The sequence below is a fragment of the Desulforamulus aeronauticus DSM 10349 genome (assembly GCF_900142375.1).
Taxonomy (GTDB): Bacteria; Bacillota; Desulfotomaculia; order Desulfotomaculales; family Desulfotomaculaceae; genus Desulfotomaculum; species Desulfotomaculum aeronauticum.
This window is the reverse complement of the sequence record NZ_FRAR01000016.1, coordinates 68,811-82,156: the sequence shown is the minus strand read 5'-3', so window position 1 is coordinate 82,156 and position 13,346 is coordinate 68,811. Positions and strand designations below refer to the sequence as shown.

12 protein-coding genes are annotated in these 13,346 nt (G+C 40.4%); 3 read left to right on the top strand and 9 right to left on the bottom strand.

The window, feature by feature from the left end:
* Positions 1 to 44 precede the first annotated feature (44 nt).
* The 4 genes from BUA78_RS10925 to BUA78_RS10910 all read right to left on the bottom strand — a co-directional run bounded on the left by BUA78_RS10925 (position 45) and on the right by BUA78_RS10910 (position 3,336).
* Complete coding sequence (locus BUA78_RS10925; RefSeq protein ID WP_072914335.1) at positions 45 to 491, bottom strand: CBS domain-containing protein; 447 nt, start codon at positions 489 to 491, stop codon at positions 45 to 47.
* Between the two features lie 148 nt (positions 492 to 639).
* The gene (locus BUA78_RS10920) at positions 640 to 912 is read right to left on the bottom strand and encodes an EscU/YscU/HrcU family type III secretion system export apparatus switch protein (protein WP_072914334.1); all 273 of its coding nucleotides are present in this window, start codon (positions 910 to 912) and stop codon (positions 640 to 642) included.
* Positions 913 to 937: 25 nt separating this feature from the next.
* On the bottom strand, positions 938 to 2,683 hold the full coding sequence (locus BUA78_RS10915) for a hypothetical protein (protein WP_139257331.1): 1,746 nt from the start codon (positions 2,681 to 2,683) through the stop codon (positions 938 to 940).
* A 101-nt stretch (positions 2,684 to 2,784) separates the two neighbouring features.
* Positions 2,785 to 3,336 (bottom strand): 2'-5' RNA ligase family protein, encoded by a 552-nt coding sequence (locus BUA78_RS10910; protein WP_072914330.1) that lies wholly within the window; start codon positions 3,334 to 3,336, stop codon positions 2,785 to 2,787.
* 213 nt (positions 3,337 to 3,549) lie between these two features.
* Between BUA78_RS10910 and BUA78_RS10905 the strand changes: the two genes are divergently transcribed.
* Positions 3,550 to 4,740, top strand: coding sequence for a coenzyme F420-0:L-glutamate ligase (locus tag BUA78_RS10905; RefSeq protein ID WP_072914327.1), 1,191 nt, complete (start codon positions 3,550 to 3,552; stop codon positions 4,738 to 4,740).
* A 260-nt stretch (positions 4,741 to 5,000) separates the two neighbouring features.
* Here BUA78_RS10905 and pdxR read toward each other — a convergent pair whose 3' ends face one another.
* Complete coding sequence (pdxR, locus tag BUA78_RS10900; protein WP_072914325.1) at positions 5,001 to 6,395, bottom strand: MocR-like pyridoxine biosynthesis transcription factor PdxR; 1,395 nt, start codon at positions 6,393 to 6,395, stop codon at positions 5,001 to 5,003.
* Between the two features lie 144 nt (positions 6,396 to 6,539).
* Here pdxR and BUA78_RS10895 point away from each other — a divergent pair, with 144 nt between their 5' ends.
* The gene (locus BUA78_RS10895; RefSeq protein WP_072914322.1) at positions 6,540 to 7,136 is read left to right on the top strand and encodes a DJ-1/PfpI family protein; all 597 of its coding nucleotides are present in this window, start codon (positions 6,540 to 6,542) and stop codon (positions 7,134 to 7,136) included.
* Positions 7,137 to 7,294: 158 nt separating this feature from the next.
* Here the strand turns inward: BUA78_RS10895 and ppsA are convergent, their stop codons facing one another.
* The 3 genes from ppsA to BUA78_RS10880 form a co-directional block, all read right to left on the bottom strand.
* Positions 7,295 to 9,919 (bottom strand): phosphoenolpyruvate synthase, encoded by a 2,625-nt coding sequence (gene ppsA, locus BUA78_RS10890; RefSeq protein ID WP_072914320.1) that lies wholly within the window; start codon positions 9,917 to 9,919, stop codon positions 7,295 to 7,297.
* Between the two features lie 21 nt (positions 9,920 to 9,940).
* Positions 9,941 to 10,519, bottom strand: coding sequence for a TetR/AcrR family transcriptional regulator (locus BUA78_RS10885; protein ID WP_274377391.1), 579 nt, complete (start codon positions 10,517 to 10,519; stop codon positions 9,941 to 9,943).
* A 361-nt stretch (positions 10,520 to 10,880) separates the two neighbouring features.
* A complete protein-coding gene (locus BUA78_RS10880; RefSeq protein ID WP_072914315.1) occupies positions 10,881 to 11,777 on the bottom strand; it encodes a LysR family transcriptional regulator in 897 nt (298 codons plus the stop codon).
* 149 nt (positions 11,778 to 11,926) lie between these two features.
* Here BUA78_RS10880 and dapA point away from each other — a divergent pair, with 149 nt between their 5' ends.
* On the top strand, positions 11,927 to 12,796 hold the full coding sequence (gene dapA / locus BUA78_RS10875) for a 4-hydroxy-tetrahydrodipicolinate synthase (protein ID WP_072914313.1): 870 nt from the start codon (positions 11,927 to 11,929) through the stop codon (positions 12,794 to 12,796).
* 69 nt (positions 12,797 to 12,865) lie between these two features.
* On the opposite strand, the gene BUA78_RS10870 is transcribed toward dapA, so the two are convergent.
* Positions 12,866 to 13,318 (bottom strand): helix-turn-helix domain-containing protein, encoded by a 453-nt coding sequence (locus BUA78_RS10870; protein WP_072914310.1) that lies wholly within the window; start codon positions 13,316 to 13,318, stop codon positions 12,866 to 12,868.
* Between the last annotated feature and the right edge of the window lie 28 nt (positions 13,319 to 13,346).

The window sequence follows — 13,346 nt, the reverse complement described above, 5'->3', positions numbered from 1 at the left end:
TAGACATGTTTAAACCCCCAGCTTAACCGGGGGTTTAAACATGTCTATTGAATAAGGGTTTTTATAATATCTGTTCGACTTACAATGCCAATTATTTTATTATTTTCTACAACAGGAGCACGCTTAATATTGTGCTTTACCATTAGGGAAGCTATCTCACTAATTTTCGTGTCTTGCGAAACGGTTATCACTTTGCTGGTCATAATCTCAGAAGCCTTAAGGGCTGCCAGCTTCTTAATGTCTTCTTCGTATTTTTCGCTTCCACCTAAATAAATGAACCCCCCAAGAATGCCAAAGTATTTTGGTATTCTCGGGTCTGATTCTTTATGTAAGAGGTCTCCTTCAGTGACAATCCCGACAAGCTTACCATCATCATCAACGACTGGAACCCCGGAAATATTATTTTCTGTTAGTATTTGAGCAATCTCCTTGATGCCTGTGTCCGCTTTTACAGTAATAACATTCGTTTTCATGATATCTTTTGCGAGCACATCAAACACCTCCTGTATTCTTAAGCTTACCCCATTTTTTAGATGGTAATTAGGTTACCCTATTAAAGGCTCAATAATCAACAAATATTCGACGGTTGAGCCTTTTTGCGTGCAAAACCTCCGATTACACCCCCTTCAAGAACCATCTCTACGATTTTCTGTTTTGTTTGTCAACGGAATGCACAAATACCAATACTTCAGCAATGATACTATATAATTCCGGCGGTAATTCTTCCCCAATGGCTACGTGCGCAAGCATTTCCGCTAGAACAGGATCCTCATAGACCGGTACGGACTTTTCTTCGGCTACCCGCAAAATCTGTTCTGCCAAATGCCCCTGGCCCGCTGCTACAATCTTGGGGGCATTGTCTACTTCCTGATCGTAACGTAGTGCAACCGCTTTCTTCCTTTGCTCTCCCATACCCTTTGCCCCACCTTTTCCTTCTCTAAATGGTAATATCTACTGTTTGTAAACTACAATCAGTGTCATCTTTTTTTAATCCGGTAGGCAGTAAGTTGGTTGTAAAGGAACCAACTTGCCAGGCACAGGTATGCAACTGATAACCCATTTTGACAAAGGCTTCCTGCAGTTTGGGCCAAGCCGTTCTCAATGAATTGGCCACCCATTCCTCGGTAACCTTGCCACCAGCCATAATCTCTTTATTTCTTACCTTAAGTTCTAATAATAGTGGACCCATGCTAAGGGTATTTAGCAACAACGCCATGCTTAAATGCTTTGGGTCAATGTCTTGCCGTTGGGTATTGTCCTTGATTATTTTTAACTGACCCCAGGTTTGACTATCCTCTTGTTTAATAAAGGGTAAATTAAAATACAAAATATTTTGCTGCCCCTCTGTCCTGTTTAGTGTTTGAAAAACCTGCTGTCCCACCAGCTGTTTTTCCAGGGCTGTCCCTTCTTGAACGAGATTTTTTACTTGAACTGATTCACCCGTTTCCTTAGCTGCTTGCTTTATATTTTCGATTAGTTTGCTAAATATCTGCAATAGGGTAGCGGCATCCCGGTGATTGAATTTGCTATCAGGCACCTTTTGATCCAAGCCGGTTGTCTGCGTAAGGCTTTGCTTGGGGTCAGCTAATGAAGTTAGCTCCTTCAAAACTTGTTTTGTGCTTTCCTCTCCCGTTGTTTTGCGAAGTTGGCCAACATCGCTGGTTATCAATTCGTCGCTAGCAGTCATTACACTTTCTTTACTGTTTATGATCGGGCTTTGACTGCCAGCTTCTCCCGTAACCTTATTGGTCAGGGAAGTCATGTTTGCCTCAAATAAATTGACAGGACTAGGGCTTGCAACGTTCGTGTTAAGCACCTTAGAATTGTTGCTGGATTTCATCCCAGTTTCATAGGTCAAACCCGTTAACTGGGAACTGAGCAAGTTTTTTAGCTGCTCTGCGGTTTTCGTCAGCCCTTGCTCAGGTTCAAGGGAGATATTTTTAAGATACTCCTGGATTTTCTGAAGTAGTTCATACCCTTCCTTGGAAAGCAAAGCAGACAATGGCTGGGCTTCCGAAACAGAACCTGAAATCTGGCCCGGTTCTGCTGTGCCGGCATCCGTCAATATCGCTACCAGCTTATTGATAAATAGCTGTAACTTGGCCTCATTACCCTGTTGAAAACTAGTTATATCACAGAGAAAGGCATGTACCGCGTTGAGCAGCAGTGGCTCGGGCGGCATTCCCAGTTTCATCCCCAGTAAAGCTTTTTCAATATTTTCCGGGGTATCGCCACCTAATTTCTGTACTATTTTTTCGGCCAATTGTAAAGATAAGCTCTTTAAAGGAATTTCTTGATTCAAAAAACCCTGAATGAGATTTCTGTGCAAAGGGGTGTCCTTCATTTGCAATTGTGTAAGCAACCTTTGCATTAATTCCTCCTGATCTACGGCTTCAAGTGTATCAGAAATTACCGGTTTGACCAGAAAAATGTCTTCTAGGTTACCTTGCAGTTCCAAGGTCACCTTGGCATTTAGCGGTAAAGAATCAAAACATTGAATACAGATCTCTTTGCCGCCTACCCGCGCAAGATACCGACTTTCGGACAATTGTTCCAAAATGATCGCTTGGCGCACCTCTCCCTTGGGCCAACTTAGCTTCTCGGCCTCCCCATTCTCGGTAGGTTTATTGATCATATCGGGAACCTTGTTTGAAGTTATGTTCATCGGCTTCATTTCCATCATACCCGCCTCATTTTTACAAACCAATTTAAAATTAGTATCGGTCGGAAACAAGCGAAGTTTAGTTCCCTGCGGCTTAGGCGTAATTTATTATCAGGGACCTACTAAGGCGCTAAATCACTTGCTTTTCCCAGCTCTATTTCGAATAAATAATCAATCGGATCTAAGGACACGATCCCCATGGACGTGATAGTTACCTCCATGGGACGAAAAACTTTCAAGATTTCCTCAAGTACACTTGGTATCGCTTCTGTAGGTGTTTCCAGTGAAAGAGTGCAGTGGGGGTACCATGATTGAGGTTTATAATAATCCCAGCCCTGCTTTTCAAAATCCTTAAACCGCTCATGAAAATGACGGTGTATTCGGAACAAGTCGTCTGTCAGATTCGGTGTTAAAAATATCGCACCTTTATTATGAGGGAAAATACCAATCTGGAGAAACTTTAAATGAAAGGAATAAACATCTCTTATCAGGGACTTTAATCGCTCTTTGGTTACTGCCAAATCAAGGTCATTATAAATAGCCAAGGTGATATGGGGTCTGCTGTTATGACAGATCAGACACTTGCCCTTTTCTAAGCCTTCTAATTTTCTCCAGATATTCGTTATATAATGTTCAGCCTCTTTATTAAAATATAGATTTACAGCGTATGTCATTAAGTACCTCCTGCTTATTTCAAACCTTGCTGCAACCTCTGCCCGGGCGTTTGTGTTTTACCTTAAGCCCTTTTAATAGTTAGTTAGCAGAGGAATGATTCGAGAGAATCGTGCCACAATTCTTTACTTATATCATAAAGATATTGTATAGTACAAGTATGCGTGTTAAACCAGCGCTTTATCTAAAACTGAAAAGAAGTAGGGAGAAATAAGATGGAAAGAATTGTTGGAACTGTCATTAGAGGTCTGCGTGCCCCCATTATCAATAAGGGAGACGATATTACAGAAATAGTCGTAGACACGGTATTAAAAGCTTCCGAAATAGAAGGTTACTCCATTAATGATCAGGATATTGTTACTGTCACAGAATCAGTTGTAGCCCGTGCTCAAGGAAATTATGCAACTATTGATAACATTGCAAAAGATATAAGTTTAAAGTTTGGCCGGGAGACTATCGGGGTCATATTTCCTATTTTAAGCCGTAACCGTTTTTCTATTTGCCTGCGTGGGATTGCCAAAGGAGCTAAAAAAATTGTCTTAATGCTTAGCTATCCCTCTGATGAGGTAGGCAATCACCTAGTTGATATGGATATGCTTGACGAAAAAGGTGTTAACCCTTGGACAGATGTTTTAACTGAAGAAGAATTTCGTAGCCATTTTGGCTATGAAAAACACCTTTTTACGGGTATTGACTATATAGATTATTATAAGTCTTTAATTGAAGAGTATGGTACTGAATGTGAGGTTATCTTCTCCAATCAGGCAAAAACTATTTTAAATTATACAAAAAATGTTCTTGTTTGCGATATTCATACCAGATTGAGAACAAAGAAAATATTAAAAGAAAATGGTGGAGATAAAATTTATAGCCTTGATGATATTTTATCAACACCTATTGATGGCAGCGGCTTTAATGAATCCTATGGACTTTTAGGTTCAAATAAAGCAACCGAAGAAAGTGTTAAACTTTTCCCCTGTAATTGTCAACCGGTGGTAGACAGGATACAAGCTACGCTGAAAGAAAAGACAGGTAAAACGGTAGAAGTCATGATTTATGGTGATGGCGCTTTCAAAGACCCCGTGGGCAAGATTTGGGAACTTGCTGACCCTGTTGTATCACCCGCTTATACAGCAGGACTTAAAGGTACACCTAACGAAGTTAAATTAAAATATCTTGCTGATAATAATTTTGCAGATTTAAAAGGGGAAGAACTTAAAAAAGCTATTTCAGATTATATTATCAACAAAGAGCCGGACCTAGTAGGAGCTATGGAATCACAAGGCACTACTCCCAGACAGCTTACTGATCTGATCGGATCCCTTTCCGACTTAACCTCAGGCAGCGGCGATAAGGGTACCCCTATTATATACATTCAAGGCTACTTTGATAATTATACAAAATAATGGCACACACCGTACTACCCGGGAATGGACAGAACGGTATTGTTCTCTTACCTTCAGGGGTCTGCCTAGAGTGCCTCTTCTAAGTAAAAGAGTTATTTTGCAAAACGTTCCTATACTTATAAAACAATCCTTGTCCTAGAAAACAGCTTGAGGCTTTCCTTAAGCTGTTTTTTCTAGTTAGCTGCAGTCATTATTAAATAATGGTAGCCTTACTAAAATTACGTAAATGACTACTAGCCCTGGAAGTAGACCCCGAAGAATCAGCTAAGCCATACCTCTCGTAAGAGCTGAATTGCTTTGGGTATAGCTTCAGCTTCGATCCCGCCAAAGCCTACTAGGATCATCCCATAAGTTTCATCCTCTTTGCCAAACCAAAGTTTAGATTGGGGTAAGATATTCACCCCTACCTCAGCTGCCCGGGCAATTAATTCTTCTGCTTTCATCGGCCACTTTACTTGGATAAGAAAATGCAAACCCGCACCAATACCTGAGATAGAGATGCTATCTCCGAATTCCTTTCTAAGAGCCTCGATTAAGACATCATGCTTTTCCTTATAGTGTCTAGTGGTTTTTCTCAGATAACTATCCCAATTTCCTTCCTTCATAAATAATTCTAACGTTTTTTGCGTAAGAAAAGGAACAACTGAAGGTAGGCCATTAAACATTTCTTGGAACCTAGTCACTAACTGTTCTGGTAAAACCAAATAAGAAAGCCTTATGGAAGGAAAGAGAAATTTAGAAACACTACCTAAATAGATTACTTGGGCCGGACACAAAGATTGAAGTGAGGGTATCGGTTTTATATTGTAGCGTAAATGACAGCTATAATCATCTTCTATAATGAAGCCATTTTGGCTCATTGCCCATTCAACAAGCTCTAAGCGTCTGGAAATAGGCATAATTTTGCCGGTAGGAAATTGGTGCGATGGCGTAACATATACCATCTTGGATTCAATAACTTTTAATTGCTCTACCTTAAGTCCAAAGTCATCCAATTCAATGGGGCGAATGGAAAAATTATGATTTTGAAAAACCTTATAGGCCCAGAGAAACCCTGGTTCTTCCATAGCAATAGTAGTCGTTTGCCTTAAAAGTAGTTGACAAATAAGGTTAATAGAGTATTGTGTTCCCGCTCCGATAATAATTTGATCCAGAGAACATTTTACGCCACGATAATCGTGCAAATACTTCATGATTTCCTTGCGCAGTCCTGGTTCCCCTGGGATGTTTAAGTAATCAGCAAGCCGGCTTCTATACTCTCTAAAACAATGGTTGGTTAACCTTTGCCATTTAGAGATAAGTTGGTCATTGGGCACAAGGTTGCCATACCGAAAGTCATAGGTGAAATTTTCCTTCCTTAATTCCTCCGTTTTAGGTTTTTCCTGCTCTTGTTTTTGAACCAAAGGTACTAAAGAAAAATCTAAATTCCCAATATAGTAACCACTTTTAGGTTTATTGAGTAAATAACCTTCAGCAGCCAATTGTTGGTAAGCCATTTCCACTGTATTTCTACTAATCTGCAAATCTCCTGAGAGCTTACGACTTGAGGGTAGCTTTGTTCCATGCTTCAAATCTCCAGCTAAAATTTTATCTTTAACCTGTTGATATAGCTGAGCGTATAGCGGCTTAAGACTTTGGTTATCTAAAATAAACATAAATATATCGCTCTCCTTTTGCAAGCTGGCACCATTGACAAAGTGAAATCTGGCTCTTTTCGTAAGTCAGTTTAGATGATGTAATAGACAGTGTAGCATTTTCCTAATAGAAATAACACTATATTTTTAAAAGGAGAAGATATTATGATAAAAACCAGAAATGTCGGCATCTATCTATTTGAAGGTGTGGAGCTATTAGATTTTGCAGGTCCCTATGAGGTATTTACCATGGTAAACCAAGGAGGTCCCGCAGCCTTTAATGTCTACACCGTTAGTGAAAACCAACCAGAAATTCGAACCTTTAATGGCCTAGTAGCAAAAGCAGATTATACTTTTAGCGATTCTCCTCAAGCGGATATTTTAGTCATACCAGGAGGAATTAATCCAGCTAGCCAATTGACAAATGAAACGGTTCTAAATTGGCTAAAAGAGCAATCTGATCATGCGGAAATAACTTTGTCAGTATGCACGGGAACGTTACTCCTTGCTAAAATAGGACTACTAAAGGGATTATCAGCAACGACTCACCATATGGCCTATGACCGTTTAGTTGAGCTGGCTCCAGATACGAATATCGAAAAGGGCAAGAGATTCATCGATAATGGAAAAATTATAACTTCCGCCGGTGTCTCTGCGGGGATTGATTCTTCCCTCTATGTAGTTGCTAGATTATTAGGTCCAGAGATTGCTAGCCGTGCTTCTAAGACGATGGAATATGTAAGTAATGAACTTACTTTTTAACGGACAAACGGATCACCATTCTTTCTTATATGCACAGTTCAATTGACGCCAAAAACCTGATCCCCTACACCTCCGGGATCAGGTTTCATTTTTACCGTTACCTATGATGCAATTTCACTATGTCACATGGATTTGCCATAGTTTCAGGAACATCTTGATTAAAGTATTTCTACATACCCTTCGGTTCCGTTTACCCGTATTCTTTGTCCATCCTTAATCAGCTTGGTGGCATTTTCCACACTTACCACTGCCGGTAGGCCATATTCCCGTGCAATGACGGCACCATGGGTCATTAGCCCGCCCACTTCCGTTACCAAACCTTTGATTGATACAAACAACGGTGTCCAACTGGGGTCAGTAAATGCCGTGACCAAAATATCGCCGTCCTCGATGTCAGCGTCGGCCATCTTTAAAATCACCCGTGCGCGTCCCTCGATGATGCCGGCTGAAACTGGTATACCAGCCAAAGCACCCTGGGGGATATTGCCGGTGTTGTATTCACCGGATATTACCTCGCCTTCGGACGTCATCAACCGGGGTGGCGTCAGTTTTTCATATAACTGGTAATCCTCTTTTCGCCTGATTATGAGGCTGTAATCCAGCTGGCCTGTACGAACAACCTCCCGTAGTTCCTCAAAAGATAAATAATAAATATCCTCTGGCTGCCGGATGACCCCCTTTTGCACCAATACAGCAGCCTCCTTCAGTAAGGCTTGCTTATAAAAAAAGTAACGTTGGATGAAGGCGTACTTGGGATATTCCCGGTAGCCGACAAAATTGCGCAAAATGCTGATCATTTTCTTTGTCTTTTTAGCCTTTGCTTTACCGTCAGGTAATTGTTCCAAACGGCTTAAAAGATCCTGTTCCTTGCGCTCTGCTTCCTGCAGACCCTGCTTAAATTTAATGCTACTGGCATGGGGGCCAAAATTCTTAATATTACTGAGGATCATGGGGAGGAGGGCGGTGGGCTGTTCATTCCATCGGGTCCTTGTGATATCGATCTCACCGGAACAACGTGTACCATATTTTTTAAGGTACGCCCTTAGGGATTCGCTTACAGCAGCACCGCCTGCCAGTTTGGCCAGTTCCTCAAAAAAGGTTTCATCGGTGGCATGATGAAAATATTCCATCACCGCCGGGTATTGCCGGACGACATCCGATACATCCAGCAGCGCGAGACCCATTTCTGATGTAATGTTGTTGCTGACGGACTGGGAAAGCGTGTCTGCCGTATTTTTTTCACCCAGCCACTTTTCCATTTTTTCATTCAGCCAATTGGCTGCATAAACCCCGACTAGGATCGCTGCCATACCTTTTGAATTATACATGATTTCTTTTAATTGCTTATGGTCCTCCACAATGAAAGCAAACAGGTCATCCCCCGATACACGGGCAATCCTTTGCTCAAGCTCCCTAATGGACGCCTCATTATTGGCAATGAGCTTTTGGATCATCGCTACATCATTTCTGCGATAAATCTTGATCGCCTCAATAGGCATTGCCCAGGATAGTCCCTCTGCCCCCAGGCGGATATATCGCTTGCCATGCGGTAAAGCCTTCATAAAGTGCTTACGTTTCATTAGACTCAAGACAGCATTTTTCATGAGAGGGTCGCTCTTACCCCAAAGTCTTATTACAAACTCTCGCCCAATGGGTGAGGCCAGATCATGCGTTAGATCTAAAAACAACCTTCCCCCGGCTTTACGAATGGGAACCTCTTTAGACAAAAGTTGAAAGAAGGAGATACCCAATGGTTTAATACTATCTGTCATCATCTGCTGATGGCCTAATGACGCATAAACACGGTTCTGTCCATCGTTCATCTCCGGTAAAGGAAATAAGGTTGTGATAGGGCGACTTTGCACAACATAGAACGTATCTTCAAAGAGACACCATTCAATATCCTGGGGGCAACCAAAAAAAGCCTCGATCTTTCTGCCCATAAGCTCAAGCTGTAAAATCTGCTTGTCCGTCAGCGTCTGCATATTCTGCCGCCCAGGCTCAATCTCCCGTTCCTCGGTACCGCCTTCTTTTAAGGCATAGATGGCCAATTTCTTGGTGGATATCTTCTTATCAAGTATTTTTCCGTCCCGCACCTTATAGATATCGGCATTCACCAAACCAGAGACCAGAGCCTCGCCAAGACCAAAACTGGCATCGATGGACAGCACCTTCCTGTTATAGGTGACAGGATCGGCTGTAAACATAATTCCTGAAGCTTGGGGAAAAACCATCCGCTGGATAACAACGGACAAATAGACCTTACGATGGTCAAAGCCGTTTTGCATGCGATAGATCACCGCCCGGTCTGTAAACAGGGAAGCCCAACACTTGCTGATATGCTGCAGGATAGCCGCCTTACCGATGATGTTCAAATACGTATCCTGCTGACCTGCAAAGGAAGCAAACGGGAGATCCTCTGCCGTGGCACTGGAACGCACAGCATAGGCATTCTCCTCGCCAAACTTTGCAAGATAGCTAAGGATTTCCTCTTCGATATCTTTGGGAATCTTTATTCCCTCGATGACTCCACGGATTTTTTCACTGATTTCACCGATTCTTTCCCTATCATCTACCTTTAAAGCTGATAATTGATCTAACAATGTGTTACATTCCTCATTACCGCCGATTGTTCTTTGATAGGCCTCGGTGGTGATGCAAAAGCCCTCCGGCACTCGTATTTCCTCAATTCTTGACAATTCCCCCAAGTTTAAGCCTTTGCCCCCGACAACCATGAGCTTTGTTTTATCAATATCCTGGAAACCAAGCACATATAGATTCATACAGATTTCCTCCTGTCTCCGTTACTGTTGAATTCCATATCGAATCATGCTTAGAAAACTATTCATCCTATCAAGAAAGTGTTGGAAATACTTTTCATCTATATCTTTTTCATCTGTTACATCTGCTATAAATTTATTTTCGAAATGATCCAACGTAATCATGATCAACTCAAAGGCCTGTCCACGCTCTATCCCTTCCCTGAGTGGGACTTTTTCAAACAACGGCTGCCACACCTTGTACTTATCGGTAATCAGCGGACCATATTTTTCTTCAATAGCCTCCTTTAGTTCATTCGGCGTTGCATAAAAGGCTTCTCTTGCCACTTTGTATACGTTAGGATTTTTTTTAAAATAATCAAGTTTTATGGGAGTGTATTTTTCAATAGCCTCAAAAAAGTCCTGGTATTCCGACAAAGGGTCAATACTCACTTCTCGCCGGGCTCTCTCAAAGCATCGGTCTAAAACACTGAGATACAATTCTTTCTTGCTTTTGAAATGATGAAAAATCAGAGCTTTGGAGACACCCGCCGCCTCCGCAAGCATCACAGTGGAAGTATTTTTATATCCATGGCGGGCAAAGACAGCCAAACAGTCATCCAAGATTTGATCTTTATCGTAAAGTTGCGCAGGTATACATCATGTCCCCTTTCAATTATACTAACTATTCGGTCAGCATAAGCATAGCACTTGCTAACCGAGCGGTCAATATATTTTATGGTGCTTCTAATTGGCATAATTTATACAAAAAAAGTGCCGATCGTGTAGATAATTCTTCAACGACCGGCATTTTTTTATTACCTAAACTTGTCCTTTAACTCTCTGATAATCTTTGAATCATTATCAGCCAAAAGACGTTTGACTACTTTACAATAATAAGCTACTAAAATCTCATCTATATTATTAAGCCTTTGAACAAACACTTGGCGACACCTTTTCTCCATTATTTATGATGCAATTCCGCTTATGTAATTGATGACTTCAACATCTGGCGGGTTAATTCCAAAAAAGATTGTAAAGTCGGTGACATCCACTTATCTTTATGGTAAACCAATTGATTAATAAGTTTAAAATCAGGTCCTGCCCAAGGTATTTTGACCAATTGACCGGTTTCCACTTCCTGTTTAACTGCCGTCTCAGGTAACAGCGTAACACCAAGGCCGCTTATGGTAAACTGCTTGATAGCCTGAATACTATTAACCCCCATTTTATATTTAGGCTGTACACCTGCTTCGGCCAGAATGTTTTCAAGAATAATTCGATAAGTGCATTCTTCTTCTGTTAAAATTAAACTCTCCCCTTGCAAGTCAGCGGGATAGATCTCCTTCTTAGCAGCAAGATGATGACCGGGTGAGACTAGCACAGTAATTTGCTCAGGTGTTAGTTCCTCCACAATGAACTCCTGGGAGTTCAGTTTCCGGTCAATAATAAACGTCACATCCAAGACATTTGTCCGTAAAAGCCGAAGGTTTTTACTGCAAACATCAAAATTTAGGACAATTTCCACATTCGGATAGCGATTGTGGTATTCTTCAAACACTTTTGGAAGGCGTGTTATTGATAAGGATTCCACAGTTCCAATGGTTAATGTACCCTTGGGTATTGACGTTCCTGATACTACATTATGGGCCTCAGAGACCAGCTTTAAAATTTGTTCAGCGTAAGGTATCAGATTTTTAGCCTCTTGAGTTAGTATAATTCGCCTACCTAAACGTTCAAACAACTTTACTCCCAGGGATTCCTCTAACAAGCGGACTTGAGCTGTAACAGATGATTGGGCATAACCCAGGGTTTCAGCTGCCTGGGTAAAACTTTCTAGTTTAGCAATGGTCAAGAAGGTCCTTAATTGACGTAATTCCATAAAGTTCTCCTAGGAAATGATCATTTTTTTCGATTAAATCCATCGTATTAATTAATTTTACTGATTTCGTCCCTTATGTTATAGTTTTTCATAATAAAAGTCTACAGACTAAATTAATCTTTCTGGATGAATTTAATGGAGGGGATACCATGAAGATTGAAGGAGTATTAGTGCCATTAGTAACACCTTTTAAAAATGACCAAATTGATTTTACTTCCTATAAAAAAATGATTGACTATTATATAAGCCAAGGTGTTAGTGGACTTATTCCATTAGGCACAACCGGGGAAAGTCCAACTGTTTCGGAGTATGAAATGGAAGAGCTGATTGAAAAAACAATGGAATACAATAATAATCGTGTTCCTGTTTATGTTGGATTAGGTGGAAACAATACAAATAAAGTCATTCATAAGCTAAAATTAGTAGAAAAAAATAAGGTTAATGGTATTTTATCTGTATGCCCCTATTACAATAGGCCCGGCCAAAGAGGCATTTTTGAACATTTTCTTAAAATCTCAGAAGCAACCAGCTTAAATATTATTATATACAATATCCCATATAGAACCGGCAGAAATATAGAAAATGAGACCATTTTTAAGTTAGCAGAGATAAAAAATATCGTAGGAATTAAAGATTCGTGTGGGGATATAAAACAGACAACCGATTTATTATTAAACCCACCTGAAAACTTTTCTATATTAACCGGTGAGGATGCACTCTTTTATACTACCCTAACCCTAGGTGGTGACGGAGGAATTCTGGCTTCAGCCCATCTAAAGACTAAAGAATTTATTGAGGTTTTTAACGCAGTAAAAAATAACAATCACCTATTAGCGTTAGAAACATGGAAGAGTTTATATAGCTTCATTCCTTTGTTATTTGAAGAACCTAATCCTGCGCCTATCAAGTACTGTTTAAATAAATTAGCTATTATTGATTCGCCGGAAGTAAGATTACCGTTAACTGAAATTACTTCCCAGTTGAAAGAAAAACTGAATAAAGCTTTATCAGATTGTTAGGGAGACGGGGTCAGGCCTGCATTATTGCCTGACCCCAATACCCACATTTGGCAGGGTCTTTTTCACATCTTATTTCTCTTTATACTTATCTTTAACAACACCGGATCCAATTCCTGCACCAACCATTAAAATTAAAGGGCCAAAGTTCCAAAATAACGATCCACCATATAAAGTGATTTCTACCGGAGTAAATTTATTTAGCATAAGGATTCCTAATTTAGTTATTAAAAGCGCTACGCCTATTAAAAATAAAGCATCAAATAATAATTTGAGTCTCGGGAATGCCAGTTGTCTACTATCGTTAATTACTTTTTCTTTCAACTCTTCATCACTCCTTAATAATTCATCAATTGTAAGGCCAAAGAGATCACTTAACTTAATAACGATTTCAATACTGGGATAATTTTGCCCATTCTCCCATTTTGAAACGGATTGTCTGCTTACAAAAAGTTTTTCTGCTAATTCTTCTTGAGACCAATCTTTATCTCTTCTTTCCTTTTTCAACTTTTCCGCAAACTTCATTCAGTGATCACTCCCTGCTATTTATGAT